The 26982-nt window shown below is 32.4% G+C and carries 23 protein-coding genes; 6 read left to right on the top strand and 17 right to left on the bottom strand.

The window, feature by feature from the left end; translation table 11 throughout:
* Nucleotides 1-173: 173 nt before the first annotated feature.
* Both PMI10_RS02820 and tilS read right to left on the bottom strand, forming a co-directional pair.
* Complete coding sequence (locus PMI10_RS02820; protein ID WP_007804263.1) at nucleotides 174-2261, bottom strand: protein-disulfide reductase DsbD family protein; 2088 nt, start codon at nucleotides 2259-2261, stop codon at nucleotides 174-176.
* On the bottom strand, nucleotides 2261-3571 hold the full coding sequence (tilS, locus tag PMI10_RS02825) for a tRNA lysidine(34) synthetase TilS (protein ID WP_007804265.1): 1311 nt from the start codon (nucleotides 3569-3571) through the stop codon (nucleotides 2261-2263). Before tilS ends, PMI10_RS02820 begins: the two co-directional genes overlap by 1 nt.
* A 524-nt stretch (nucleotides 3572-4095) precedes the next feature.
* Here tilS and PMI10_RS02830 point away from each other — a divergent pair.
* Nucleotides 4096-5592, top strand: coding sequence for a hypothetical protein (locus PMI10_RS02830; protein ID WP_007804267.1), 1497 nt, complete (start codon nucleotides 4096-4098; stop codon nucleotides 5590-5592).
* A gap of 129 nt (nucleotides 5593-5721) precedes the next feature.
* Here the strand turns inward: PMI10_RS02830 and uvrB are convergent, their stop codons facing one another.
* Entirely contained in the window at nucleotides 5722-7713 is a 1992-nt protein-coding gene (uvrB, locus tag PMI10_RS02835; protein WP_007804269.1) for an excinuclease ABC subunit UvrB, read from the bottom strand.
* 80 nt (nucleotides 7714-7793) lie between these two features.
* Complete coding sequence (locus tag PMI10_RS02840) at nucleotides 7794-8738, bottom strand: alpha/beta fold hydrolase (protein ID WP_007804272.1); 945 nt, start codon at nucleotides 8736-8738, stop codon at nucleotides 7794-7796.
* A 491-nt stretch (nucleotides 8739-9229) separates the two neighbouring features.
* On the opposite strand from PMI10_RS02840, the gene PMI10_RS02845 reads away from it, so the two are divergent.
* The 5 genes from PMI10_RS02845 to PMI10_RS02865 are packed head-to-tail and all read left to right on the top strand — an operon-like array spanning nucleotide 9230 to nucleotide 15971.
* Nucleotides 9230-10204: a hypothetical protein gene (locus PMI10_RS02845; protein WP_007804274.1), complete on the top strand. Its 975-nt coding sequence runs from the start codon at nucleotides 9230-9232 to the stop codon at nucleotides 10202-10204.
* Nucleotides 10205-10247: 43 nt separating this feature from the next.
* The gene (locus PMI10_RS02850; protein ID WP_007804276.1) at nucleotides 10248-10739 is read left to right on the top strand and encodes a DUF4280 domain-containing protein; all 492 of its coding nucleotides are present in this window, start codon (nucleotides 10248-10250) and stop codon (nucleotides 10737-10739) included.
* A gap of 13 nt (nucleotides 10740-10752) precedes the next feature.
* Complete coding sequence (locus PMI10_RS02855) at nucleotides 10753-13836, top strand: hypothetical protein (protein ID WP_007804278.1); 3084 nt, start codon at nucleotides 10753-10755, stop codon at nucleotides 13834-13836.
* A 10-nt stretch (nucleotides 13837-13846) separates the two neighbouring features.
* Complete coding sequence (locus PMI10_RS02860; protein WP_007804280.1) at nucleotides 13847-14890, top strand: hypothetical protein; 1044 nt, start codon at nucleotides 13847-13849, stop codon at nucleotides 14888-14890.
* Between the two features lies 1 nt (nucleotide 14891).
* Nucleotides 14892-15971, top strand: coding sequence for a hypothetical protein (locus tag PMI10_RS02865; RefSeq protein WP_202948177.1), 1080 nt, complete (start codon nucleotides 14892-14894; stop codon nucleotides 15969-15971).
* A 60-nt stretch (nucleotides 15972-16031) separates the two neighbouring features.
* On the opposite strand, the gene rlmF is transcribed toward PMI10_RS02865, so the two are convergent.
* The 13 genes from rlmF to PMI10_RS02930 form a co-directional block, all read right to left on the bottom strand.
* Nucleotides 16032-16982 (bottom strand): 23S rRNA (adenine(1618)-N(6))-methyltransferase RlmF, encoded by a 951-nt coding sequence (gene rlmF / locus PMI10_RS02870; protein ID WP_007804284.1) that lies wholly within the window; start codon nucleotides 16980-16982, stop codon nucleotides 16032-16034.
* A gap of 203 nt (nucleotides 16983-17185) precedes the next feature.
* Entirely contained in the window at nucleotides 17186-17848 is a 663-nt protein-coding gene (locus tag PMI10_RS02875; protein WP_007804285.1) for a thiamine diphosphokinase, read from the bottom strand.
* Between the two features lie 73 nt (nucleotides 17849-17921).
* Nucleotides 17922-18365 (bottom strand): DinB family protein, encoded by a 444-nt coding sequence (locus PMI10_RS02880; RefSeq protein WP_007804287.1) that lies wholly within the window; start codon nucleotides 18363-18365, stop codon nucleotides 17922-17924.
* A gap of 5 nt (nucleotides 18366-18370) precedes the next feature.
* Nucleotides 18371-18856 carry a GyrI-like domain-containing protein gene (locus PMI10_RS02885; protein ID WP_007804289.1) on the bottom strand — a complete coding sequence of 162 codons (486 nt, stop codon included), beginning with the start codon at nucleotides 18854-18856 and terminating at the stop codon, nucleotides 18371-18373.
* A gap of 12 nt (nucleotides 18857-18868) precedes the next feature.
* Nucleotides 18869-19690: a DUF4249 domain-containing protein gene (locus tag PMI10_RS02890; RefSeq protein WP_007804291.1), complete on the bottom strand. Its 822-nt coding sequence runs from the start codon at nucleotides 19688-19690 to the stop codon at nucleotides 18869-18871.
* A 39-nt stretch (nucleotides 19691-19729) separates the two neighbouring features.
* A complete protein-coding gene (locus PMI10_RS02895; protein ID WP_035631257.1) occupies nucleotides 19730-22108 on the bottom strand; it encodes a TonB-dependent receptor in 2379 nt (792 codons plus the stop codon).
* Nucleotides 22109-22436: 328 nt separating this feature from the next.
* Nucleotides 22437-22940, bottom strand: a complete 504-nt coding sequence (locus PMI10_RS02900; protein WP_007804296.1) for an SRPBCC family protein — start codon at nucleotides 22938-22940, stop codon at nucleotides 22437-22439.
* A gap of 53 nt (nucleotides 22941-22993) precedes the next feature.
* Nucleotides 22994-23494 carry an SRPBCC family protein gene (locus PMI10_RS02905; RefSeq protein WP_007804297.1) on the bottom strand — a complete coding sequence of 167 codons (501 nt, stop codon included), beginning with the start codon at nucleotides 23492-23494 and terminating at the stop codon, nucleotides 22994-22996.
* Nucleotides 23484-23810 carry an ArsR/SmtB family transcription factor gene (locus tag PMI10_RS02910; protein WP_007804299.1) on the bottom strand — a complete coding sequence of 109 codons (327 nt, stop codon included), beginning with the start codon at nucleotides 23808-23810 and terminating at the stop codon, nucleotides 23484-23486. The genes PMI10_RS02905 and PMI10_RS02910 overlap by 11 nt, the downstream gene beginning before the upstream one ends.
* Nucleotides 23811-23959: 149 nt before the next feature.
* Entirely contained in the window at nucleotides 23960-25141 is a 1182-nt protein-coding gene (locus PMI10_RS02915) for a hypothetical protein (RefSeq protein WP_007804301.1), read from the bottom strand.
* A gap of 195 nt (nucleotides 25142-25336) precedes the next feature.
* Nucleotides 25337-25828 (bottom strand): YegJ family protein, encoded by a 492-nt coding sequence (locus tag PMI10_RS02920; protein WP_035631258.1) that lies wholly within the window; start codon nucleotides 25826-25828, stop codon nucleotides 25337-25339.
* 145 nt (nucleotides 25829-25973) lie between these two features.
* Nucleotides 25974-26351, bottom strand: coding sequence for a hypothetical protein (locus PMI10_RS02925; protein ID WP_007804305.1), 378 nt, complete (start codon nucleotides 26349-26351; stop codon nucleotides 25974-25976).
* A gap of 88 nt (nucleotides 26352-26439) precedes the next feature.
* A complete protein-coding gene (locus PMI10_RS02930; protein ID WP_007804307.1) occupies nucleotides 26440-26889 on the bottom strand; it encodes a hypothetical protein in 450 nt (149 codons plus the stop codon).
* Nucleotides 26890-26982: the final 93 nt, after the last annotated feature.

A 26982-nucleotide genomic window follows, 5' to 3' on the forward strand; every position in this document is an offset into this window, starting at 1 on the left:
TAATATTATTTAGAGCATACAATTTGCTTTTTTATAAACAATCTTCCCGCTTTCGGTTTTATCTTGCTCCGTAAACTACACAAGGATATCACCTCTCGGGGCTACATTTCAACAATTTATTTGTCCAGCCTTCATTCTCAAAGAATAAATCATCTGACCAAAAATTAATAAACCTATTTGAAATTTGAGATCCCCGTTTTTAACCAGTTCAAATATTCTTCAACACCTACATAACTAACAGTAGGTTTTGAATCATTTAAATTTTCACCTTTTAAATCTGTTAAAACATACAACGGTTGTGTATTGGTTTTATATTTAGAAATCATAAAATCTGTCCATTTATCACCAACTGTAATAATTTCATCTCCAGCAGCTGTTACAAATTGCTCACTTGCCGGCAATTCACGTTTATCATCAACATATAAAGAAATCAAAACAACATCGTTTTTTAAGATTGATAAAACCCTTTTGTCGGACCAAACATTATTTTCCATTTTACGGCAATTGACACATGCAAACCCTGTAAAATCCAACATAATAGGTTTATTTACTGATTTTGCAAACGCCAATCCATCTTCGTAATCATGAAAAATCGTAATTCCGTGAGGCCCTGACTCTGCACCTTTTGGTAATCCTTTTTCAGAAATGCCATTATTACCAGATCCTCCAACTCCAAACGGACTTTCACTATATTGCGGTGGTGGCGGAAATGCACTAATTAGTTTTAACGGTGCTCCCCAAAGTCCCGGAATTAAATAAATTGTAAATGCCAGAACAGTTAATCCTAAATATAATCTTCCGACAGAAATATGATGCAGTGGACTATCATGCGGAAGCGTAATTTTCCCAAATAAATATAGTGCCAGTGCTCCAAAAATTGCAATCCAGATCACTAAGAAAATTTCTCTTTCCAATAAATGTAATTGTAAAACCAAATCGGCGTTTGATAAAAATTTGAAAGCCAGTGCTAATTCCAAGAAACCCAATACAACTTTTACGGTATTCAGCCATCCGCCAGATTTTGGCAATGAATTTAGCCAACCCGGAAACATTGCAAAAAGCATAAAGGGTAAAGCTAATGCTAATGAAAACCCAAACATTCCTGTTATTGGTCCTAAAAAACCATTTGTTGCAGCTTCAAACAAAAGTGATCCAACGATTGGTCCTGTACATGAAAATGACACAATTGCAAGCGCCAAGGCCATGAATAAGATCCCTATAATTCCGCCTTTATCTGCCTGCTGATCTACTTTATTTGCCCAGGAATTAGGCAGCATAATTTCAAATGCACCCAAAAATGATGATGCGAAAACCACCAATAATATAAAAAACAATATATTAAAATAAACATTTGTTGCTAATGAATTCAATGCATCTGCACCAAAGATCCATGAGACAGAAAAACCAAGGATCACATATATCAGGATGATTGAAACTCCATAAATAATTGCATTTCTAATTCCCGCTGCCCTGGTCTTACTTTGTTTTGTAAAAAAACTTACCGTCATCGGAATCATAGGAAATACACATGGCGTTAACAATGCTGCAAAACCTGATAAAAAAGCAATGAAAAAGATAGACCATAAGCTTCTTTGCGGAGCCGGAGCAGGCTTTTTTTGCTTTTCTAATGTTTTAGCAACTTCAACTTTTGCTTTTTCTGTTGAAGGGGCAACTACTTTTTCTATTGTATCAACGGCTAAACCAATTCTTTTTGTTTCATCTTCCTTAACTTCAGAAACAGTCGCAACGGCTTTCATATTAAATGATGCCGGAATTACTATTGAGAATTTTTTATTTGAATTGATGCAAACTTCCTTACAAACCTGAAAATCAAAATCAACATCAACCGTTTTTAAATCTGGATTTGTAATCGTGATTTCCTGTTCAATATGTGCTTTTCCTTCAAAGAAAGTTTCATTGACACCAAAAATATCATTAAAAGCAGTTTTGGTTTTCCCTTCTTTGGCTTTGCCAACCAAATTGTAATTTCCTTTTTGGTTTTTAAACACAATTTCCAACGGAAGTGGTCCTCCGTCCGGCGTAAATTGCGAATACATATGCCAGTCTTTTTCTATTATTCCATCAAAAATCAAAATAGCATTGCTTCCTGATTTTTTTTCAATTTTAGCAGTCCATTTTACAGGTTCTAAAATCTGAGCATTTCCTTTTGCAAAAGCAAAAATGAAAAACACTAAAAACACAAAAGTTTTATTCCAGATATTTTTTGAGATTATAGTCTGACGATGTGAGTTTGACTTCATTATTGTAATTCTATTTTAAGTATTTTATTTGAGGAATTTTCTATTTTAAATCTTTCGTCCTGCCTGATTCCAACAACCCATATAATTTGATTATTTGAACATAAAAGCCAGATATTTTCTTTTTCAATCAGGGATAACTTCTCATCTTTAAAAAGCTTACTGACTTTTTTTGACTTTCCTTCCATTCCAAACGGTTGAAAAGAATCACCCACTTTCCATTTACGCAAAATCAAAGGAAACCGGATTTTTTCAGCATCCACAAATATAGCCTTATTTGAATCTATAGTTATGTGACTAACGTTACAAAGTTTTAACTTTAAGGGAAAATTAACTTCTTTATCGTTTTCATTAATTTCAAATTCTTCCTTTTCTGATATTTCAGAAATTGAACTTAAAATCAATGTGTCTCTATTTTTCAGCAACCTGAACTCTGTTGAAAATACCTGTTTCCCAGATTGTCCGTCCACTAAATCATAAATATCATTCCATGCCAGAAATCCAAATTCATTCAGCCACTGATATAAATATGACTTGTAATTAGGCAATTTTTTAAGCTGATTTAAATCGAAATGTATGTCATCTCCAGCTTCTTTTGCTACTTGCTGATAAATCATAATCGAGGCATCTTCAACCATTTCTTTTGATTCCTGCAGATAAGATTGTGTTTTTTGGAAAACTTTTAAAAAGTCAGGATTAATTTCTTTTAGAATCGGAACCAAATCATGACGGATTTTATTTCTCAGATATTTATTAGAAGAATTGCTGCTGTCTTCCCGCCATTCAATATTATTTTCCTGAGCATATTTAAGAATTTCATCTCTGGAAAATGGCAAAAGCGGACGAATAATTTTATCATTTTGCTCCGGAATACCAGTTAATCCGTCTAATCCTGTACCACGGCTTAAATTAATAATAAAGGTTTCCAGATTATCATCAGCATGATGTGCTGTTAAAATATAATCGAATTCATGGATCTCCAGAAGTTCATAAAACCAATTATATCGTAATTCGCGAGCTGCTACCTGTGTAGAAAGTTTGTAATCTTTAGCAAAAGCTTCAGTATCAAATTGAGTTATAAAAACAGGTATATTGTTTTGATCACAATAATTTTGAATGAAATTTTGATCACCAAAACTTTCTAAACCACGTAATTGAAAATTGCAATGCAAAACGGTAATTTCATAAGGTAATTTCTGAAATAAATGCAATAAAACCATACTATCCAAACCACCGCTAACAGCCAGGAATAGCTTTGTGTTTTCCAGAAATGGAAACCTTGAAGAAATATGATTTTTGAAATTTGACAGCATTAATAAAATTAAAAGAATGAATATGAAAAAACAAAATTAAGTCTTTTAAGAACAAATAACTTATAAAATATAAATTGGAAGCAGCAAAAACAATTAATTTTTAAAATTTTATGAAAGTTGATTCTGCATTTTTCAAATATTAAGTATTCGTTCTATTTTAATGGTATTTTTTTTCTTATTGCCTTTCTTCATAGTTATTTTCATTTTCAATCACTTTACAGAATTTTAAAAAAAATATTTTTCAACATTTGGCAATAGTAAGTCCTCAGATTTAAAACCTGATCAATAATTCAGGAAGAACGTGACCTTCAGCAATTCCCGAATTTATAATAATGGCATTTTAATGACTTTAGGGATTTTGTTCTAAATAAATCGTTCTGTGAGATTTTTAATTTCATAAACAACACCCTGCAGCCTCGTTTTCATTTTGTCGGAATTAAATGCGCTTCTTAAATTGTTTTTTCTTACATTTAACAATAAGAAGACGAATAATTTTATTGTTAAAATTTTAATTATTAATTATTATGAAAAAAAAATCACATATTAGCAAAGTTATAATACTTGTTTGTCTTTTATTTCAGTCTTTTGTTTTTTCTCAGATTGGAATAGGAACGATAACTCCTGCGGCAAGTTCTATTTTAGATGTAACTTCTACAACTCAGGGATTTCTTACTCCCAGAATGACTACGGCACAAAGGAATGCTATCTCAAGCCCAACTAATGGATTGATGGTTTATGATACTGATCTTCATTCTTTTCAATATTATGATTCTAGTACCGCAGGCTGGAAAAAAATTTATAGTGATAATGAAGGAAGGCTTAAATATAAGCTTATTAAATCAACCGATGTTTTAGCAACTGTTTTAGCTTCAGAATTAGCTGCTGGGGGAGGTACAAAATATCTTTTGGATTCGGCTACCTATTATGAAATTAATGGCACTGTATATCTTGATCGTTCTGTGGAACTAAATAATGCTTATTTAGTAGGTTTGGATTCCGGGGAGGATAAATTAATCAGAGCAAGCGGGGATTTATTTGTTGGGACCACAGGCGGGTCAATAAAAATTTTGACTCTTGCTGCTTTATCCGGAAAAGTTTTTGACATTACAGGAACAGGATCAATAGCTTCAGGTACTCAAACACAGAATTTGATAGTTAGGGACTGTATCATTGCGAATTCCAGTAATGTAGGTAAAATTGAAAATATGGCATTAATGTTTTTAAGTATTGTTCAATTCTTTAATAATACAAGTGGAATCATTTATAAAGATATCAGTAAGATATTGCTCAGTAATGCTGCCTGGTTTGGAAATAATTCGGGAACTTATGAAACATTCCAGGGAACTTTTGGATTAGTTGAAAAACTAGGGGGATTTAGTGAGGTTATTGGTGCTAAAATCGGACTTGATGTATCGGGTAATCCTGTCATAACAGGTGATGCAGTAATGGAATCAGTGGTATATACAGGAACTCTTACGACAGGAAAATATGTTAATGGTTATACAACAGGAGGCTATACCGGATATAATTTTGATAATAAATGGAATGTAAGATGTCCGGGGATTCCAACAGAAACGGATGCTAATGCGACAGGAGAATTTAGTGTTAATCTGACGCCAGGAACCGGGGTTACGGTTACAATTGATAATTCAGGTACTGCAGCTAAAATATTAGCAACAACAGCATCCACTTCTCTTTTTAGATTTTCTGCTAATAATACAGGGAGGCTTACCTATACCGGAGCTAAAAAACGAATTATAAAATTTGCCGGAAGCCTTTCATTTGTTGCCGAAAGTGCTGGAAAAACAGGGATATATATATATTATATTGCTAAAAACGGAACAATAATTGGCCAGTCAAAAGTATATGGTTATACAGGCTCGGTAACTGATACATCACCAGTTCCACTATCGGGGTCTATAGAGATGAATACTAATGATTATTTGGAGGTATATGCTGATTATTATTCGGGATCAGCGGGTAAAATAAAGGTAACTTCTCTAACTTTAACGGCATTTTAATCATTTCAAAACCTTGCCGATAAAATAATAATCGAAACATGTCACTATTTGAAACTATATAAAAAACAACAGTCTCAATTTTTTTGAGACTGTTGTTTTTTATATGTCTGACTAATTATAATTCACTTTTTAAGAAAGCTGCTCCTGTAATTTTTTAATATCATCACGTAATTTTGCTGCCTGCAGGAAATCCAGTTCTTTTGCTGCTTTTTCCATAGATTTGCGTTTCTCACGAATCATTTTTTCTAATTCTGTTTTAGATAAATAAGCCGTTTCAGGTTCTGCAGCAGCTGCCAAAGTATGCCCTAATTCATATTCCACCAACGGATTTTTCGTAAAAGCACTGTCTATTTTCTTATTTAAAGCCTGGGGCGTAATATTATTTTCTTTATTGAAATTTATCTGTTTTGTCCTTCTGTAATTCGTTTCGTCAATAGTCTTCTGCATACTTGCCGTAATTTTATCCGCATACATTATGGCTTTTCCGTTAAGGTTTCTCGCCGCACGACCAATAGTTTGTGTTAATGACCTGTGGCTGCGAAGAAAACCTTCTTTATCAGCATCTAAAATAGCTACTAAAGAAACTTCCGGTAAATCCAGACCCTCACGAAGTAAATTCACTCCAATCAAAACATCAAAAATACCTTTACGTAAATCCTGCATGATTTCGATACGTTCTAAAGTATCTACATCTGAGTGAATATAACGACAACGGATATTTACTTTGGTTAAATATTTTGCCAATTCTTCGGCCATTCTTTTAGTCAAAGTAGTAATCAAAACCCTTTCATCCAATTCACAACGCACCTGAATCTCTTCAATTAAATCATCAATCTGATTCAGACTTGGGCGAATTTCAATAATCGGATCCAACAATCCTGTCGGGCGAATGACCTGCTCCACATAAACCCCGTCCGTTTTCTGCAATTCATAATCAGCCGGAGTCGCTGATACATAAATAACCTGATTTTGCATTGCCTCAAACTCTTCAAATTTTAATGGGCGGTTATCCATTGCGGCAGGTAAACGAAAACCGTATTCCACTAAATTTTCTTTTCGGCTGCGGTCGCCTCCATACATAGCGTGAACCTGAGAAACTGTTACGTGGCTCTCATCAACTACCATCAAATAATCATTTGGAAAGTAGTCTAATAAACAGAAAGGCCTTGTTCCGGCTTCCCTTCCGTCAAGATAACGCGAATAATTTTCGATTCCGGAGCAATAACCTAATTCCCGAATCATCTCCAAATCGAAATTCGTTCTTTCTTCCAGACGTTTTGCTTCGAGATGTTTTCCTATTTCTTTAAAATAATCGACTTGCTTAACCAAATCCTGCTGAATTTGCCAGATGGCGCCTTGCAGAACATCAGGAGATGTCACAAACATATTGGCAGGGTAAATAGTAAGTTTATCAAATTTTTCTAAAACTTGTGATGTCTTAATATCAAATGATTCAATTTCTTCAATTTCATCTCCAAAAAAATGAATTCTGAAAGCATCATCTGCATAACTTGGGTATACTTCGACTGTATCACCTTTGATTCTGAAAGTCCCGGGAGTAAAATCGGCTTCAGTCCTGGCATATAAACTCTGAACCAGGCTATGCAATAATTTAGTTCGGGAAATTACCTGATCTTTCTCAATTGCAATTACGTTTTTCTGAAATTCTACCGGATTCCCAATACCATATAAACAGGAAACAGAGGCAACAACCAAAATATCCCTGCGCCCCGAAAGCAACGAAGAGGTAGTACTCAATCGCATTTTTTCAAGCTCTTCATTGATAGATAAATCTTTTTCAATAAAAACACCGGTTACCGGCATAAAAGCTTCCGGTTGGTAATAATCGTAATAGGAAACAAAATACTCTACAGCATTATTGGGGAAAAATTGCTTGAATTCCGAATATAACTGTGCCGCCAAAGTTTTGTTATGAGCCAAAACCAGAGTAGGTTTTTGTATTTCCTCAATCACATTGGCAACAGTAAATGTTTTACCGGAACCTGTAACACCTAATAACGTTTGATATTTTTCTCCGTCTCTTATACCTTGGGATAATTTTTGGATCGCTTGTGGCTGATCTCCTTTTGGACTATATTCTGAGGATACCTGGAAATTCATTTTTGACTGATGAAAAATTTAGTTTTGTAAAGATACAAAGTTTGAATTCTATAAATATATTACCTAATTTAAAATCATAACTATTCTAAAAAATTAACAACTGCGTCATTTACAATTTTGGACTGATCTATGGTTAAAAAGTGACCTGCATCTTTTACAATTTTAATTTTACTATTGGGTAAATACTTTTGAGCACGCTCTATACTTTCTTCAGAATTTATAACGTCATGGTCGCCTATTAACACCAAAACAGGATTTTTTACAGATTTTAATTCATCATCTGAAAAAGGCATCATCCGCAGCATATTCGAATTCGATTTTGCATATTTATTAGCCAAATAAAATTGCTTTTTATAGATCGGACTAATTTTTTCAGGATGAGTGGAAAAGGCTCTTAATGTTTTTTCGAATTTCTTTTCGCTTGGAAAAAGTTTCAGGAACAATGCTGAAGATGTTTTCCTTGGTTTATCAATAAATTTAAAAGTTTGCGCCGGACTCAATAAAACGATTTTATCAATTGAATTTCTTTTTTGAGTAGCCAATAACATAGCAATCCATCCGCCTCGGGAGGCAGCTACAATGTCGTAGTTTTTTAATTTATAATGATTGAAAATTTCATTGTACCAAATCACAATATCTTCTGTTGAAAGCGGCTTTGATGTTAAAGTCGATTTTCCGGGTTCCATAATAAAATCGATGGCATACACACGATGATTTTTTGCCAGACTTTTAATCCCCGGATACCACATTGTTGAACTGGCATCCATTCCGTGGAGCAAAACTAAATCTTTCCCGTCCTTCGGACCTGCTAATATAACATGTGCAGTTCCGTAGGAAGTTTTTATATTTTCCTCCGTATAAGGAACATCCCAAAGTTTCAGTGCTTTATTATATGAATTTATGTAAGCTTCTTTTTCTTTTTTTGTCTGAAAAGTGTAGTCGTCAAATTTTGCCTTTTTAGAGGATGCACAACCGGCAAGTAAAAGAAACAATGTTAATTTAAAAAGTAATTTTCGGGTAGTCATAAAACTCAATTTCCTATAAAGTTACTTTAAATGAACTTGTTTATTGTATCAGAATTTTGTTTTAAACTATCATAATTACAATATTTTAGGATTCCTGCTGATATGCCGAACCCTCAAAACGTGAATTGCCTCAGGTGTGATTTTATAAGAAATCCGATAGCTGTAAATTTCAAAAGCACGATAATCTCCATTATCCTGTTCATTCTAAATAGAAAGCAAACACTTGTAAACAAGTAAATTACAGTTAACAAGAAAATATTTGAATTAATTTTCTTTAAGATATTGCTAATTTTTGATGTTTGATTTTACAATGTAAGAAAAATATGTATCTTTAAAACCGAAATATTAATCTTACATCTAAAACTATTAAACAGCTAAATTCACCTGTAAGCATTTGAAACAAAATAGGTGATTATAGAATTTGTATTTATTGGTTATGTATGGTTCTTGTGTGGTTAAATAGAAAAATTTATAGTCGATAATTAATAAATATGTCAGATTTAAAAAGAGTGTTTTTAGAAAAAAACACTTTAATACACTTTAATCCTTTTAGTCAAAACAGAGTTTATGGCTTTATGTCACAAAATTTTGAAAACGATAATTTAATTAGTACTGTACACTACAAAGTAGATATAGTATGCATTCAAAGTTATGATAACAATTTCACTTTTGAAATAAACAGGAAACAAGTCTATATAGATAATATGGCACCTGATTTAAAAATAGAACAAATAGCTGATATCAGTTCGCAGGCAATTTTTCCTATCAGAATAAAAGTAAGTGAAGAAGGCAGCATTATCGAAATAACAAATCACAAGGACATTATAGAAAGATGGTTTCCTATAAAAAAACGGTTATCAAAATATTATTGCGGAAATATAGTTCCTGAAATACTTCATAAAATTGAGACTACTTTAAACAACAAAAGCCTACTGGAAGAATCAATCTGCAAAACCTGGTTTTTTCATCTTTACTTTAAACCCTTATATACCAACTATGATCAGGACGAACCACATAATTATATATGGGAATCTCCCGTTTTTGGAAACCAAATCATCAGTTATGATATTCATCAGACTATAGAAGAATACTATTCTGCAACTGATAAAATTTTTATTAATGTTAAAGGAAAATCCATAGATAAAAGATCCATAAATGAAGTTTTGAATGGATGCAGTTACCCCAAATCTGAAATGACCGGAATTAAAATTCAGCCTTTAGAATCTGAAATGGAAGTGCAATATAAGCTGTATGGAGAAGATCGAAGTATTTTTTCAATAATAGGAACTTACAAAACAAAGATTACGGAGAAAAAGCATAAAACAACTCAAATAGAAATCTATCACTTACCTGAAAACAGCTCTTATAGACCTCAATCGAAACCTAAACAAAAGAATATTGCGTTTTGGATAGAAGAAGACGAACCCGTTAAAGCAAAGGCAGGTTTCTGGAGCAAATTATTTTAAAACAGATATAACCAAGAATTAAAGTCAACTAAAAAAATATATTATGGCTGAAAAACATTTTGTCGTTCAGGGTGCAACATGCCAATGCAAGTTTAGCGTTGAGCCAAAAACCGATAAGTTAAAAGTAAAAACCCAATCCAAACATTATGGAAATGATAAAGACGGAAAAGATAAACTTATTGCCACTGACAAAGAAATTGGACAAACATTAGAAAAAAACACTTTTGGTAAATGCAAAATGCAACCTAACGGAAGTGGAGATTACCTGCCGTGTCAAGCCACAATTACAAAATGGAGTGGTTTTTATGAAAAAACGACTTTATCTAATCAGGGTAAAATATTGTTAGAAGACAGTAAGGGAACTTGTCCAATTGGAGGTCCGGATTGCATTACTATAAAAAATCATGGACAAACTTCAGAAGTGACTAAAAAAAATGTGGAAAGCAGCAAACCCGAGGTATTAAACGAAATCTTACCGGGAGTGAATTTTGGAGATTTAGGCAACGCCGTTTTAATGATTGAAAACAAAGATTAAAAATAAGGAAAACATGAGCAAAAATTTACATCTTGTTCCAAAAATGCCCCTTGGCAAAGATCAAAAATTTGATAAAGCAATGGGATGCCTAACACTATCCAAGGCAGGATTTTTTACAGTTGAAATTACACCTACAGAAGGATTTTATAAAGAAGCTCCGGAAAAGCTGCCCCCTTTTAAAAAACGGACTCAGGAAGAGGTCTGGAAAATGCCCGATATCGATGATAGAAAGCGGTATGTTGCTAATCATAAAAAAAGAGAAAAGAAAGAAGCCCAATATGCTGAGGAAAGGGATGCTTTTAATGAGAAACTTCGTCAGGAGCTTACTACATTAAGCTGGTCCTGGGAGCTTGTAGGTAACGGGATGAATGGCAAAACAATAACGCATCACACAGATTTTGCTATAGGAATGCCTAAAAATGAAGAAAAACAAATTTTCTTTCCTGAAATTATTGTCGGCGGCGGTTTTGCATGGCTTGAAGTTTTTACTAATAATGATCCTCCAACAGGAAAAGCCCCGCATGGATTGTTTATTCGTGCTACCGGAATCCCTGAAATTATTCGTGTAGCATGGACAGATCTTGATTGCAAACCCATTACAGCTCCAGTAAAATTTGGTTCAAAAGTTTTATTAAATATCTATACAAAACATATGTATGGGCAAGATTTAGAGGTTGGATTATGGGATAAAGATACCGTAGATCCGGATGATTTACTGCCCATTTCTAATAAGGACAATTTTACAACTGAAGCATTAATACATAAATTACTTCCAAACGAAATCAATAAGTCCGGAATTTCCGGCGGTATAAAAGTAGACAAAAAAACAGAAGCGCAAGTTCAAAAAGTAAGAATTCCAGTTTTAGTTGACCATAAATGGATGTCTTCGGCGGGAAATCAACTGAAAATTTATCCTACTGTAAAATCAAAGGAAACTGATGAGTTTTTAAAATTACCTCAAGAAGATTGTTTTTTGGAAGTAGCACTGAAAGGCAAAATGCACGAGACTGTTATAGAACCTACTAATAATCCTTTACTCATAGGAAAAGTAGAAACTAATATAGCAAGTTTCAGACCATGCAGGTATGATACTATTAAAGGCTCATATGCTAAAAAGGCAAATAGAGAAAATAATGAGGCTCTTGAAATTGAAATTTTCAATTCCAAGACAGATGCATCGAAACAAAAATTAATTATGCCTGTGATAGCCGGTGTAAGAGAAGCCCGTCGAGATGTTAAGATTGTATTAGATACAAAAACTGACGAATGTCTTTTTATTAATGATAAAATGAGAACTCATAAAGGAAAAGTTATTGATTTATCGCTAATACAAAACAGCATTGTAATTGAAAATACTACAAGGGTAGATGAACATTTGATATTTAGTGAAAATAAGCTTAAAATAGGACGTCTCAATTTTAGCAAGGAAGAAGAAGGACATGAAGATACTAATGACGATAATGAAATTAGTGCTTCTCATACAAGTGGTAATTCTAGATTAAAAAGTATTATTGGCGTTTCATCAACGAGTAATTCGTCATTGTATAAAGATAAAAAAACAATAGGTAAATATCCTAATTCAGATACTGAGGTAGTTTTAGATATTGGATTTGATTACGGGAATGAATCCGTAGTTAGTTTGTTAAAGTATATTTGGCCTCTACGCCAAAGCGTATTACAACACTATCCTATTATTTTGCAAACGTGTTGTTTTACGAAGCAATTAGATATTGCTGTTTATCCTGATATTAAGTGGGTATTACAATTTTCATATGATTGTGATCCTGAAGAATTTCAAAATATGAGGAATGAAAAGTACGATGAATACTTGGTTAGGATTGAAGAATTAGATGAAAAGTTAAAACCAAAAAAAATTGCTTCAAAAATCAACAAAATAGACCAAGATATAGCTAACGCAAATTTAGGTTTGAGCGAAGCTAAAAAAAAGGATAAGGAGAAATTTAAAAAATTAATAGCAAAACTAAATGAAAGAAAGAAAGAGCAATTAAACATTGAAAAAAAATATAATAAAGGAAAATCAAAAGCAAAAAAACAATATAAAGAAGACAGACCTGATTTATTTAGTTTTAAAGATAATGTCGAATCAGGATTATCGGATTTAGTATTATCCTTAAATGTAGAATATGATCGTCCGGGAAAAGCAATTGAAATATCAGCAAGTTATAAAAGGTACATTAATTTAGTAAAACAAATTATTGAAGTCACCAAAATGATTGAATTAATTTTGGATGGTAAAAAAAAATCAAAAAAGAAGTTAGACAAAAAATTAAAAGAAATTGATGAAGAAAAGGCATCCGAGCAGTTTGCTAAAATTGGTGACGCGTTAAAAGGCAGGCCCTTATTTTCTTTTGATGTCATACCTCCTTCATTAGCAATATTAGGTTCTTGGTATGCCGAAAATCCTAAAGATATAAATACAGACCAAGTGGGAATTGTTGGTGAAATTCAAATTTTGGCAAAACCATTAATTGGAGCATCAATAATGATGGATTTTTTAGCTTTAGCACAAAAAGCTCACCCAATTGCAAGGGGGATTATTACATTAATTGATGTTGGAGCTGCGATGGGAGTAGCTCCTGAAATAAACGTCAATTTAGAGGTAAGTGGACAGTTAGAAATTAGTGGCATGCTTAGGTATAACAGTGCAAGCGGAACAACTAACCTAAATCAACAATCACTGACAGGTGATGCTGAAGATGATAGCCCATTAACTGTAAATGGTGTTTTTGGTTTAAAACTAGAAGCTAATATTAAATCGTCAAAAAAATTCAATTATACTATATTGTTAGGAACTATATCAGCGTATGTAGAAGCTGGAGTTGAAATAGTCACAGGTTTTACTTTATCGGGAGCTATAAAAGCGGATGATAAAGGATTTTATTTAGATCCTCTGCTAACTTTTCATGGTATAAAATTACAGATTACAGTTGCTGCTGGATATGCAGCTGAAAATTCTGATGGAGGAGAATATTCGTCTGGTGAAGAATCAATGGAATTTAATTTAGTTTTAATGCATGAATATGAGGGGAGTTTTGAAGATTCTAATGGTAAAAAAATTCAATTTTATTTAACTTAAATATAACATTATGAAATATATAAAAGTATTTTATCTGATAGCTCTATTATCTCAAATAACGAGCTGTCAAAACACACAAAAAAAAGAAATCAGAGAACAAACTAATAAAGAAATTACATACTATAAATCAAAAACAATGAAAAATAGTCAGGACATTTATTCCTTAAGCAAAGAAATAAGCCGATTTGAAAAAGAATATCATTATGGAGCGTATATTTATACTAATAATTGTTCATTTGAAATACTCATAAATGATTTGCCGATAGTTAATCATTTTATGTCATCAAATGCAACTTTAAAAGGGTCATACTATCCTTTAAATTGGCATATTTCTAAAAAAGGAGTACAAAATATAACAATTAAAATGTATCCGGGTTTTAATCAGGATACAAATGCTTTTAATCAAATTTTAGAGAATAACTCAGCTATACAAATAAAAATAGTTAAATCATTTTTAGACAATAATAACACAATGACTGATGAACAAGAAGTTATAACGTACAGCACCCCTCAAAATAAAGTAAATGGAACCTTAGTTTCAGTATTTTCAGGTAAAGCATTTTATGAAGACAGTTTCACATTTATTTCTGAGGTTCCTTATGAAATCAAAACTTTAGAAGACTCTGAAATCCTTTTCACAAAAAACATAGAGAAACTTAAACAATTAGAAAAACAGGTAGTAACAAAATACAATGAAATTAGAGAAATTTATATGTTAGGTACTAAAGATGAACTGGCTAACATAAATTATAATAAGGAGAAAAGAATTGCACAGCAACTTTATTTATCATCTGCTGAAATAAAAGACAGATGGGATAATGATTATCAATTCAGAACTGATCAAAATCTTGACTTTTTTGATTTAAAACCTATTGAAAAATTTACTGTCAAATTTTATGCTAATGGTAAAATTGTATGCTTACAAAAAATAAACAATAAAAAATCAGCTCTTTGGGGTGGATTTAAACGAAAAGATAAAAAAGAAGTGACAACAACTTATATTCCTCTTTATCTATATCGTTCAAAAGGAAGCAATGACTTATCTGTATATTAAAATGAAAAGAATAAAAAATGGGATTCAGCTTCACAAATCATATAAACTAATGAAAACCAAACAACTAATTTTAATAATAGTGTTTACTTTAATGAACGTAAGTTGTGATTCTCAAAACAAAGAAACATATTGGGAAATATCAAATATTTATAGGGAAGACAAAGAAGATTTTAAAGGATTAACGGGTAATTATATGCAACAAATTCTTGATCAAAATTTTCACTTTATCAAAAAAAATGACAGCTTATTCTTTGAATTACCCGAAAAATTCACAGTGAATATCAATAATCTTAAAAGTCTGATACAAATAAAAATAATGGACAAAGATTATTATGAAATGTATGACTTCTCTTTTAGCGATAAAACTTTCAATATAAAATTTAAAGACAATGCAACATTTTCCAGTTCAAAAAATACTATTATTGAATTCAGTCAAATTTCAAAAGAAAAATTTCAAAAAGATATTAATGAAGAGATTGCATATGTAAAAGAATTAAAACAAAAAACTAATAATCTAAAAACAGAGTTAGCTTCAAAACCACAAATCAAATTGAATAATGTGGTAAAACTCCCTTTAAAAAATTATACGATACAAAATGATAAAGAGGGCAAAATTGTGTTGCAAATTCCTCAACAAATAGAGCTAAAAGAATCAGGTGACATCAAGAATAGAAAATTTGATGCTATAAAAATTGGGACATTTAAAGATAATTCTAAAATATATGACGTTGAAGATCCTAAAAATAATTATGGATTAAGACAACTTACAATTTGGGTTTCTACTGACCCATCTAATTTTAATATAGATCAATATCTTGCCCAGGCTTCAAATTTAGTTGTTTTAAAAAAAGATAATAATAGCATCGTTGGATATGAACTCGGCTATGATAATAACTTTGAAAAAGCAATTATAAATTCGTTTTTTTGTCTTAAATACTATAACGTAAATAAGTCTCACATCTTCATTTATTCTGATGTTTATCAATCTCAGACTAAAGGGGCAAATTCAATTGAAGAAATGAACAAAATATTGAATTTCAATTATTTGATATCAGAAAATATAAATGTAAAAAATGAATAATGAATGGTCTTAGTTAGGACAAATGGGGAATTTTTAAGAAAATCTGCTTTTCCAGGTTTCTTAAATCTTCCATGCTTTCTGCTGCGCTTCCGTTAAGAAAGTCCATGCTACAATACGGCTGTTTTTTTGACCCTGAGCCATATCAATTGTTTTTACAGATGCAGCATTTACTTTGTTCAGGGTTTTATAAATACTTGAAAGATTGTCTCTTTTGGAGACCAAAGTAGTAAACCATAAACATTGCATTGGGTATTTGGCACTTTCGTAAATCATTTGGGTTACAAAACCAATTTCGCCGCCATCACACCATAATTCGGCATTATGACCTCCAAAGTTTAAAACAGGATTTGTTTTTTTCTTTTCCTTCGGATTTAAATTGGATACTTTTCTAACCGTACTTTGATTCGCATCTTCGGCAGAAGCATGAAATGGCGGATTACAGATAGTAAATGTAAAGCGATCTTCGGGCGTAATGATATTTTTGAAAATAAAGCGTGATTCCGTTTGTTGCTGTAAACTTATTGCATCAATTAACTTTGGATTTGCTTCAATAATTTTACTGCAGTTTTCGATTGCTTTTTCATCAATATCTGTCCCTACAAAACTCCAATCGTAAATGGCATTTCCTAAAATTGGGTAAATGCAATTGGCGCCTGCTCCTATATCTAAACCTAATACGGAAGAACCTTCAGGAATAACTCCATTATTTGTTTCGGCTAATAAATCAGCCAGGTAATGAATATAATCTGCCCGGCCGGGAATTGGCGGACAAAGATAATTGACCGGAATATCCCAGTCCTGAATATCGTAATAGGTTTGCAGCAATGCTTTGTTAAGCGATTTTACTGCTTTTGGATCGCTGAAATCAATAGTTTCAACACCATGAAGATTCACGGCAACATGCTTTTTTAATTCCGGGCAATTGCTAATAAGAAGCTCGAAATCATATCGCGAACGATGCAGGTTTCGAGGATGTAAATTATTTTTTTCGGAATTATCTATTGCTTTCATTTTGTGAATTTTGGGTGCAAAGATAGTCATTCCTTTTCCAGAAAACGAACTTATGAAACCTAAAGCCTTAGCCCTGATGGAAGCGGCATCCTTTTGTGGTCTCGTTTTTTTCTAACGAGACCACAAAAGATACAGCGAACAGCAGGAATAGCTCCCTGATATTCAAAATTCAATTCAAAATATATAGTATCTGAATACTAAAATCAATCCATACACTCCATCAATAACAAGTCGCCATCAGAATGTGTAATGGTAACCAATCCGTCGTTTGCAACAGAATTACTGCTGCCGGTTCTGTAACCCATTGTTAGTGTATCGTTATGCAAAGGATATTCTAAATTAGTCGAAAAAATACCATTTACAACTCCAATCGGAATCAATGAGATTGGAGTTTTGGCTGTGTACCATTTTTCAAATTTATTAGGCAATAAAAATATTTTGGAATGATCGTCAAGAATTACAATTTTGAGTAAATTTCGATAACGAACAATATTTGTCAGATTGGTAATCGTATGATCGGCACGTCTTCCGGTGGCCCAAACTACATTAACAGCAGGAATTTTTCTGTCAATTAAATAGTCAAATGCTTTTTCCAGATCGGTTTTGTTTTGATCCGGAGTATGAACAATTTCGATTGGATATTGTGAAGTTTTATAGATTTCAGGGTCAAAACCAAGGTCGAAATCACCCAAAAGCACATCTACTTTTATATCTAATTCAATCACTCTTTCGATGGCAGAATCGAGTACAATAACCAAGGGAGACCACTCAAGCAATTGCCCTAATAACTCAAAATTGCAGGCGGCGCCATTGGCAATTATTAAAGCGGGTTCCTGATCGTCGCGAACTATATGGTGTGATGACATTTTAATTTTAGGATTTAATTTTCGAATTCAAAGATATGGAATCTTAGAAACTTAGTGCCTTAAATCTCAAAACCTATGCTAACAGTCTACGATGGTAATTAATCTGCCCTAAATGATACGCTAAATGTGTTGACAGATGAATAAGAAAAAAGCCTGTTGTCATTTCCTTTTCGAAAACAACCAATGGATAAATTGCTTCCAAATCGGTTTCAGTCAAAGTATCGAGTGCTTTATTTACAACTAAAATTGTGTTTTCAATTTTTTCTATTAATTCTGATCTTGGAACATCTTTTAATGAAAACTCAAGTTCACGATTTCTGATATAACCAGTTTTTCCAATTTCGGCACCAATGTATGTATTGAGATTCCCGATCAAATGTAAACAGAGGTTTCCCGCTGAATTTGATATATTTTTATCAATTTCCCAAATTTGTGATTCGTTTTGATACGATTCGATTTCTAATTTTAGTTTATTCAGATCCCGGTCAAAAAGTGATTTTAAAGTTTCGATTAACATAATAATTATAAATTTTTAGTTTTTATTGGAATCCAGATTTCTTCTTCAGAATCAGGATCTTCTTTTTTGTATTTTTCATTCATTACTGCAAAATGAGGCCGATAGTCTACACTGTATTCTGAATTTGGAAGCCATTCGGTAAAAATAGCATTATATGTTTTATGCCCTTCGCTTTGCGGGCCTTTGTGAATAAAAACGGCATACAAACCTCCCGGAATTATTAAGCCTTCCATTTCTGATGGAATAAAATCGAAATTTTCAACTTCTACAGCCGCCCATTTTTCAAAAGTGTTTTCCGGATTAAAATGATCAAAATACCCTACAGGAAATACTTCAAGCGAATATAAATCAGAATCAACTGAATTTTTGATTTCTTTACGTCTTGGCATAAAACTACTCCATAATTGAAATGTTTTATTTTCGACAAAAGACATGGTAGTATGTTTTCCGATTAATTTTTTCTCCGTTAAATTTTCAATTCTGCCCTTCATTTTCATACTGAATTATTTGATAGTATATTTTTTTGAAACCATTTCGCTAAGCGAAAAATAACCCAAAGGATAGTTACTTTTATCTGTTGTATTGATAATATTTCCTTTTACTGTTGCCGGAGGAGATTGAAAAGGCCCTCCTATATTATCGCCTGCAATACTTATTACTATACTCATGTAATTATAATATTGTTTTGAAATTCCGTAGTGGGTTACTTCGACTTCGTCTCCAATTTTTAAATCCTTACCATCTGAAAAACTAAAAAATTCATTGCCCTGAAAAAGCTTATCTTCATCAACAGAGTAATTTGATGTAATTTTATTCGAATATACGTATTTATACAAATAATAATTATCTGCATTAGCCGGATCGTTATAAAAAGCCCTAATTATAATATCACTACCCATGGGTTCACCTATATTGTTTTGTGTAATAGTTTTTATAGGAACTATAGATTTTAAAGTTTCAGTAGCTGTATAGGTATTACCATTACTTATAACCGTGAGGGTATAAGTTCCTTCAATTACAGGTTTGAAATTATTACAAACATATCTGCCTGATTCAGGTACTTCTGCAAAATTAAATTGTTGGTTAGCACTATTTCTAATATAAACAGTAGCTCCTGAAACTATTGGGATTTCATCTCCAAAATAATTGGCTGTGGTTGTCAGCTTTATGGTTTGCTGTGCGCCCGAAGTTCCTTTTTTCCAATTTATGGCAGCTTCTATGACTAATTTTGGAGCACTATCATTTAAATCAACATCAATAACCTCTTCACAGCTTGTAAAGAATAACGATATAAAAAATGCCATTAATAAGATTACTTTTTTCATACTCTGTATTTTTTTACTTTCTTTTACAGAAAATAGTTTCTAAAATTTAAAATTATAACTGACTGCAGGCACAATTCCAAAAATGGATGTTTTTATCGCTTCATTATTTCCGGTATCTGCATTTTGACGGAAGTTCACTGAAGCAGCATTCTGACGATTATACACATTGTAAATACTAAAAACCCACTCCCCTTTCCATTTTCTTTCTTTGTTTTTTTCCAGGGCTAAAGTGGCCGAGATATCCAAATGGTGATAAGCCGGTAAACGATTTTCATTTCGTAATCCATAACTGGGAACAGTTATTCCCAAATATTCATACTGCCCGTTTGGATAAGTAACCGGCTGACCGGATTGCAAAACAAAATTAGCTCCAAATGACCATCTTTCATTTAAATTATAAGTAGACGTAATAGCTAAATTATGCGTTTTATCATAAACAGAACTATACCATTGACCATTATTAATACCTGGTTCTTCAGCTGTTCTCCCCGGTGTTTGCTGCTCTGATTTTGAAAGTGTATAAGAAATCCAGCCATTGAGTTTTCCTTTGTTTTTCTTAAACATCATTTCTATACCATAAGCCCGCATCCGCCCATTTAAAATTACCTGTTCGATAGCATCATTCGCAATCAAATCGGCACCATCAATATAATTCAGTCTGTTCTGAATTTTCTTGTAATAGGTTTCCACTTCAAATGAATAAGTCCCTTCATTCATATTTCTGAAATATCCTAAAGCTACCTGATCCGCAATTTGTGGTTTGATGTAATTATCGCTTGGCATCCAGACATCAAGCGGTGTTTGTGATGTAGTGTTTGAGATTAACTGAAGATATTGGGTCATTTTGTTATAACTTGCTTTTATCGCCTGATTATCATTCAATTGATAAGAAATTGAAAATCGTGGTTCTAAATTATTATAACTTTCAATCATCTTATTTTTACGGTAATATTTGGTAGAAACCGGAGTTCCTTTTTCATAAATCTGCATATCCGGATTAAAAACCACCGGATTATTGTTTTCATACAAATTAATTGTTGAAGCTCCCAAACGATAAAACAAGCTGAATCTCAATCCGTAAGAAACAGTAATTTTTTTCGAAAGCTCATGTTCTGCACCAATATACACCGAGGGTTCGAATGCGTATTTCTTATCCAATTGATCAGCGTTAATTCTAATTGCATCATCTGAGGGTATAATTGTACCGGGATTAAACTCATAGTAAATTCCGCTTAAACCATAATCCAATTTGAGTTTATCTGAAATATAGTTTTTAAAATCGTATTTAATATTGTAATTTTTAATACCTGAATCCCATTTGAAACCGACAAAATCTAAAGTAAGTTCATAAAAATAATCACTATAAATCAATGATAAATTTGCAAATAATTTATCCGAATACAAATGATTCCAACGCAAATTCAAGGTCGAATTCCCATAAATATTCGCAAAAACTTTATTCATACTAAAAACATCACGACCAAAATAACCTGACAAAAATAAACTGTTGTTATTGTTTAATTTATAGTTTAATTTGGTATTCAAATCATAAAAATAGGCAGCGTTGCCTTTTTGACCCTCTGAAAGTTTCAGGAATAAATGCGCATAGGACGCCCTACCTCCTATCAAAAATGAACCTTTATTTTTTACTAAAGGACCTTCTGCAAGAATTCGGCTCGAAATCACCCCAATTCCTCCATTTACATGAAATTCTTTACTGTTCCCGTCTTTCTGATAAATATCCAAAACAGAAGAAGCCCTGCCTCCGTAACGTGCCGGAATTCCTCCTTTGTATAATTTTAAATCCTTTACGGCATCAGGATTAAAAACAGAAAAAAAACCAAAAACATGTGAAGAATTAAATATGGCCGCTTCGTCCAATAAAATTAAATTCTGGTCTGCCCCTCCACCCCGTACATTAAACCCTGAAGCCCCTTCTCCTGCATTTGTAACTCCCGGAAGCAATAAAATAGATTTCAAAACATCGACTTCGCCCAAAACGACAGGCATTTTTTTGATAACAGAAATAGAAAGTTTATTAACACTCATTTCCGGGGACTTAATGTTACTCATCTCTTTATTATCGATAATTATAACTTCCTGAAGCTCTTCGCCACTTTCATTTAAGGATAAATTATTTTTGGTATTCTGATTTAAGAGTATCGTTTTTTCTACAGTCTCATAACCTAAAAAGCTGATTTCTACCTGATATTCCCCTTCAGGAAGTGTAAGTGAATAAAACCCGTATTCGTTTGTTGTAGTTCCAATTTCCAAAGCCGGGATATAAATATTCACACCAATTAAAGTTTCATTATTTTTAAAGTCAGTTATAGTACCGCTTAGCGCAAATTTTTCTTGAGAAAACGAAATTAAAGTAGTAAGAAAAATAACAAATGTGCTGATTTTTTTTGTAACCATCTTCTGAGTTTGATATACATATTTAACAACTGCAATCAAATATTGTTGTATTACAACTGTTAATTATGAGTTAAGAAAATTTTCTTTCATCTTAAACCAAAGATAAATTTCAGAAATTGTTTTGTTTATCTCAAAAAATTTAATTTGTGTCTTATAAAATTTCTTCATTGTCCTTTTCTCTTTTCGTTTGGAGAAAAATTCATTATTTTTTTACAATTCCTGATAATATATAAAAAAAGAGAAACTCTGCAGTTAATTACCCTGTAGAGTTTTCTCGTTGCTCAAAAGCTTTATTATATTACAGTCTTTTTTACCAAATTAATGTAATCTATTTTATTTCTGATTCAAAAATTTTATCCAGCCCTTCCATTGCAATTGTGAATCCTTCCTTGAAGCCCATTTCGATAATCATTTCCAAATCGGATAATTTTTCATGTTTTATTACGATATCAACAAAAGTTGAATTCCCATGATGAGAAAAAGTCACGTCCCAGTCAGAACGCGGAAAATCATTGTTTAAATTGCCTTCGCTGTCGCAAAAAGCATCCAGATATTTAAAATTTGTTTTAGGCGTTATAGATTTAAAGTCAGCCAAAGCCCAATGCTCTTCACCTTCCGGTCCGACCATTGCATAAAGTCTCTGACCTCCTTCTTTAAAATTCATACTTTTTGTTCTCGATTTCCACGGAGCAGGCGCCCACCATTGATCCAGGATTTCAGCTTCTGTCCAAGCAGACCAAACATTAGCAATTGGAGCGTTAAATTCACGTTTTACATTAACCGTGCTATTTTCTTTATCTACGGTAAAATTCATTAAAAGATTAGATTTCATTTTCTTTAGATTTTAAATTCATTATTACTTAATTCAGTTTATTGAAACGGTTTTTACTTTCCTGCCTCAAAGATTTTATCCAAACCTTCCATTGCAATTGTAAATCCTTCCTTGAAGCCCATTTCGATAATCATTTCTAACTCGGCTAAGCTATCGCGTCGAATCGCAATATCAACAATTGTCGAATTGCCCTGTTCGGAGAAAGTGAGATCCCAGTAAGAACTTCCTAAATTTGGATCCGGATTCTCTTCAGAATCACAAAAAGTCGAAGAATGCTTAAAATTCGTTTTTGGAGAAATTGAAGTATAATCAAAGAAACTCCAGCGTTCCTGACCTTCAGGACCAACCATTGCATACAGTCTTCGGCCTCCAACTTTAAAATCCATCCTTTTTGTTTTAGACTTCCAGGGAGTTGGAGCCCACCATTGATCCAGGATTTCTACTTCTGTCCAGGCAGACCAAACATTCGCAATTGGAGCATTAAATTCACGTTTTACATTAACCGTACAATTTTCTTTATCTACGGAAAAATTCATTAAAAGATTAGTTTTCATTTTCTTTAGCTTTTAAATTAATTAATACTTGATCCAGTTGATTGAAACGGTTTTCCCATATCTGTTTAAATTGTTCCAGCCATTGGTCTACTTCTTTCATTTTATCAATCTTAAGCTGATAATAGATTTCCCTTCCCGTTTTTCTTTCCTCTAATAATTCACATTCATTAAGGATTTTAATGTGTTTTGAAACTGCCTGCCGCGTTGTATTGAATTTTTCGGCTATTGCATTTGGTGTTAATGCAGACGAAGAAATCAGTACCAAAATAGCTCTGCGGGTTGGGTCGGCAATAGCTTGAAAAATATCTCGTTTCATTTTTGATTTATTTAATTACGCAATCAATCAGTTGCAAATATACGCAACTTTTTGGTTTCGCATTATTTTTTTTAATTTTTTTTTTGGCAACCTCCAAAAAAAAATCCCATTTGCCTTATGACAAATGGGATTATAAATATTTTTTGTTTTTATCTGAATCTGTTTCGGACGATAATATTTTTGAATTTGGCTTTAAGGTCTTCACCGGTATCAAAAACCATTTGTTCATTGTTTGGGAAAGGTACTGGTCGCTTATTGAAATAACCTAAATAATTTTCATCGCATGCATTTATGTTACCGCGATAAGTTGAATAAACATTTTCAAAAACATATTCGCTAGCCACAGGAAATGATTGCATTAACTGATTGGTTTTTAAATTTACATAATCTACTTTAGCAGTTACCTGACATGCTTTGTATTGCCTGAATTCGAAAATTCTGATTTTGATTATCTTAAAATTATCGACTTTTATCGGGCGTCCTAAACTGTCTTTTACAGGCTTTCCTCTACTATCCAAAAGTGTTCTTACACCATCTTTAATTTCTCTTTCTTTAGTGAATTCTTTTTCTTTTATCTGTTCCGGCGAAATGAATATTTCTCTGAAGTTTAAAATCAGGCCATAATCGTAACTAATATTTTTTTGTTTGACGTTGTGATAAACTGTCCATTTATCATTTAATCCGTAAGTACTGAAATCTAATAAATCATTTTGCAATTGTCTCGGAATGATCATATTGGTTTCGTTCGTCGCATACACATTTACAAAGTCAGTTCCCTTAAATTGTGCATCGTCCATTAATTTCCTGGCATTCTTATAATTTGGATTAATGCTTTCCAGATATGCTAAATCATCATACGCCTTTCTGAAATCAAGTTTGTTTGATGACTTTAAAAGAACTTGTGCATTTTCATATAAATATTTTGATAAGGCATTTTTGCTGCTTACAATCTGATCTGAATAATTATCGAACTGAAACTGAGCATTTCTACCCTGTTTTAGCAATTGAAGTGGTAATAAAGGCCTGATTTTTTCCTGACGATTATTTAATTGTATATAAGTATTGTAGATACGCTCCAGATTGGCCGGATTTTTTTCTTTCTCCATCATTTCAAGATCTCGTAAATCCCTGTCCTTTGCTTTGGCAAAAGCTTCTTCGAGCAGATACACATAATCTTGTTTTCCTTTGGAGTCCTTTTTAGTTTTTAATGCCTCAACAGCACGGTTTATAGCACCGTCGTAATCACCATCGTTTATAAGCGATTGCGTTGTTTTTACGCCACATGAAAACACCAGAAATAAGATAGAAACCAGTAAAGTAATTTTTTGCATAAGTATCGCTTTTAAAGGTGTAAATATATCTTTTTTAGCTTTCAACAACTATGCCTTTTCTGAAATTTAATTTTGACTGAATGAATTGTGTAATCAGATATAACGCAGACGCACTGCCGTGCGCCTCTACGGGGCTACATTACAACACCCAATGTTAAACTTGTGGCACAAGGAACCATTATTATTATTCCGTAATTATTTTATAGCCATTCCGCTTGTTTTATCAAACTCTGCCCTTTCTTCTTCCGACATTCTGTTTCTAAGTAATCTTATTGTATAGCCGCCTTTCAATTCACCATTATCCAAATACATCCAGTCACTTACCCTGCTTGAATCTATTTTAATTGTATCTCCTTGTTTAACTTCCTTTGTTAGTTCAGGAAGGTTATCAACTACGCCAAAATATTCTCCGTTTCGTTTAAACAAACCGTTGATCCAGATATGTTCTCCATCGTTATTTACTTTAAAATGTATTTTAATAGCAAAAAAATCCTGATTTGCATTCTTACTTTCCAATGCCTTATAAAATTCCGGTAGCGTTTGTTTAGCTTCAATGATGATATTGTTCATTTCGGCATCCTGATTTTCAACGTTATAAATTGCTGGCTGGTTTTCTCTTTCTATTTTATCAGACTTCTTACAACCAATAATTGTAAAAAGAATAATTAGAATAAATGCTTTTTTCATAGTAGTTCTAAAATATTGCAACGCTGTGTGGTTTTGGAAAAGTTATAGTGAACAGCGTATTTTTTCGCAAAGATAGAATAATATTTGAATGATTTTTCCTAAATTTAATTTAGAAGGAGAAAATTTAGATACCTGAATTACAATATTATTTAGTTGTAGAAATACTATTTTTCGTTTTTATTTGATAAACAATTTCCCAAAAAATAATAGGAAAAAGAGCATTGGCCATTAATGCCGTCTTGATACCATAAGCATCATATTGTGAAAATAGATGTAAATCTCCAAACTTTAAAGCTAAGAATAAGGCCAAAGGTGCAATTATAACAGAACAGACTATATTTAATAAAGGTGTCCATTTTAATATCAAAAAGGAATAAATAAGATTTATAAGTAAAAAACCGCAGCCTAAAGTTATAAATCTATAGTCTTTTAACTTTTCGCCTAGCGTGAGGAAAAGTGAAGTTGAAAAACTATATGTAAAAAATAATATGGAATAGATTAAAATTCGTATTTGTGGTTTCATTTTTTATGTTTAATTGTTTGAAATAATAATGTCATGGTCTAAAAAACGTTTTTTGCTTACCATTTCTCAAAGCGTGGCGTTTTGCTGCTTATTGCAAAATCGCATCTATTTTAGCTTCTGATTTTTCTTTGATGGTACTGTCCGGATGAAAACTCCAGATAATCAGAAATTTTCCTTTTGCAAGATATTCTTCCGGATGTGCGTCTGTTGGTTCGTTGTCTTTTCCCCACAGCAATCCTTGCAGAAACCTATCACCTTTGAATCTGTTTTCAAATTCAAAATACATGATAGACCCACTATCTGTTTTACTTTTAAAACTTTGCATTTGTTTGCTTTTTACCGTTCCAACAATATTGCTATATGTTTCAATATCGTTATAAAAAGTGCAGGCCTGAGCAGAAACACAGTTGTTACCATCGCTTAAAAAGTAGCTTTTGGGAATTTCTTTATTTTTTAGTTTTAAATCAGCGATAGTCTGGCTGAATAAATTAGTAGTAAGTAACAGAAATAATGCCGACAGGGGAATCGTAATTTTCATGGGTTTTGTTTTTAATTTTTGGATTATGGCAGGTACAATTATTTTAACTGTAATTGAATTTCTATTAAGCTAAAATAATATTTTTATTTGAGT

It is taken from the genome of Flavobacterium sp. CF136, assembly GCF_000282055.1.
Taxonomy (GTDB): Bacteria; Bacteroidota; Bacteroidia; order Flavobacteriales; family Flavobacteriaceae; genus Flavobacterium.

Coding starts and splice junctions, on each gene's coding strand:
- PMI10_RS02820 (WP_007804263.1), bottom strand. CDS start 2,261: ATGAAGTCAAACTCACATCGTCAGACTATAATCTCAAAAAATATCTGG.
- tilS (WP_007804265.1), bottom strand. CDS start 3,571: ATGCTGTCAAATTTCAAAAATCATATTTCTTCAAGGTTTCCATTTCTG.
- PMI10_RS02830 (WP_007804267.1), top strand. CDS start 4,096: ATGAAAAAAAAATCACATATTAGCAAAGTTATAATACTTGTTTGTCTT.
- uvrB (WP_007804269.1), bottom strand. CDS start 7,713: ATGAATTTCCAGGTATCCTCAGAATATAGTCCAAAAGGAGATCAGCCA.
- PMI10_RS02840 (WP_007804272.1), bottom strand. CDS start 8,738: ATGACTACCCGAAAATTACTTTTTAAATTAACATTGTTTCTTTTACTT.
- PMI10_RS02845 (WP_007804274.1), top strand. CDS start 9,230: ATGTCAGATTTAAAAAGAGTGTTTTTAGAAAAAAACACTTTAATACAC.
- PMI10_RS02850 (WP_007804276.1), top strand. CDS start 10,248: ATGGCTGAAAAACATTTTGTCGTTCAGGGTGCAACATGCCAATGCAAG.
- PMI10_RS02855 (WP_007804278.1), top strand. CDS start 10,753: ATGAGCAAAAATTTACATCTTGTTCCAAAAATGCCCCTTGGCAAAGAT.
- PMI10_RS02860 (WP_007804280.1), top strand. CDS start 13,847: ATGAAATATATAAAAGTATTTTATCTGATAGCTCTATTATCTCAAATA.
- PMI10_RS02865 (WP_202948177.1), top strand. CDS start 14,892: ATGAAAAGAATAAAAAATGGGATTCAGCTTCACAAATCATATAAACTA.
- rlmF (WP_007804284.1), bottom strand. CDS start 16,982: ATGAAAGCAATAGATAATTCCGAAAAAAATAATTTACATCCTCGAAAC.
- PMI10_RS02875 (WP_007804285.1), bottom strand. CDS start 17,848: ATGTCATCACACCATATAGTTCGCGACGATCAGGAACCCGCTTTAATA.
- PMI10_RS02880 (WP_007804287.1), bottom strand. CDS start 18,365: ATGTTAATCGAAACTTTAAAATCACTTTTTGACCGGGATCTGAATAAA.
- PMI10_RS02885 (WP_007804289.1), bottom strand. CDS start 18,856: ATGAAGGGCAGAATTGAAAATTTAACGGAGAAAAAATTAATCGGAAAA.
- PMI10_RS02890 (WP_007804291.1), bottom strand. CDS start 19,690: ATGAAAAAAGTAATCTTATTAATGGCATTTTTTATATCGTTATTCTTT.
- PMI10_RS02895 (WP_035631257.1), bottom strand. CDS start 22,108: ATGGTTACAAAAAAAATCAGCACATTTGTTATTTTTCTTACTACTTTA.
- PMI10_RS02900 (WP_007804296.1), bottom strand. CDS start 22,940: ATGAAATCTAATCTTTTAATGAATTTTACCGTAGATAAAGAAAATAGC.
- PMI10_RS02905 (WP_007804297.1), bottom strand. CDS start 23,494: ATGAAAACTAATCTTTTAATGAATTTTTCCGTAGATAAAGAAAATTGT.
- PMI10_RS02910 (WP_007804299.1), bottom strand. CDS start 23,810: ATGAAACGAGATATTTTTCAAGCTATTGCCGACCCAACCCGCAGAGCT.
- PMI10_RS02915 (WP_007804301.1), bottom strand. CDS start 25,141: ATGCAAAAAATTACTTTACTGGTTTCTATCTTATTTCTGGTGTTTTCA.
- PMI10_RS02920 (WP_035631258.1), bottom strand. CDS start 25,828: ATGAAAAAAGCATTTATTCTAATTATTCTTTTTACAATTATTGGTTGT.
- PMI10_RS02925 (WP_007804305.1), bottom strand. CDS start 26,351: ATGAAACCACAAATACGAATTTTAATCTATTCCATATTATTTTTTACA.
- PMI10_RS02930 (WP_007804307.1), bottom strand. CDS start 26,889: ATGAAAATTACGATTCCCCTGTCGGCATTATTTCTGTTACTTACTACT.